Source organism: Pantoea sp. OVA07A (assembly GCF_019969975.1).
Lineage (GTDB): Bacteria > Pseudomonadota > Gammaproteobacteria > Enterobacterales > Enterobacteriaceae > Pantoea > Pantoea agglomerans.
Genome location: NZ_JAHXYM010000029.1, coordinates 1 through 430, shown reverse-complemented (window position 1 = coordinate 430; position 430 = coordinate 1). Strand labels below are relative to the sequence as shown.

Annotated in this window: 1 protein-coding gene; it reads right to left on the bottom strand. The window is 58.6% G+C overall.

All coding sequences use genetic code 11. The features are described 5' to 3' along the window. Window positions 1–183: 183 nt before the first annotated feature. Window positions 184–430 (bottom strand): hypothetical protein (locus tag LC417_RS22335; protein ID WP_223566368.1); only part of this gene is annotated, 247 nt, incomplete at its 5' end.

The following is a 430-nucleotide window of genomic DNA, read 5'->3' as shown; positions in this document are numbered from 1 at the left end:
ATACAGGACTGCTGCTCATTGAGGATATTGAACCGGGCGAAGTCGAGCTAGCCGGCCTCTACGCGGTCCGGGTGGGCGACACACAGCTCCACGTTTCCGGTGGCATCGTAAGGCGGTTACGACCCGAAGATACAAGTGGATGAGTAATGCCTGATATCAAAGCTCCCCCCGAGGCTGGGTGCGTCAGTAGTGACGAGCGGCGTGCGGAGGTGCCAGGGCGGTGAAACCTGCGCCGTTGAAGTCATGCAGGCGCGAGGAAAACTCAATAGGCATGACATTACCGGATCGGAAGTCGCTTTTTGCCAGCCTATAGAGGCACCCGCCGCGTGCAAACACCAGATCGCCGCCATCCCAGTCTGCCCAATCCGTTTCCGGAAGGTCGACAAGCAATGTTCCGTCCCGGTCATACACGCGGTAGTCCAGTCCGTAT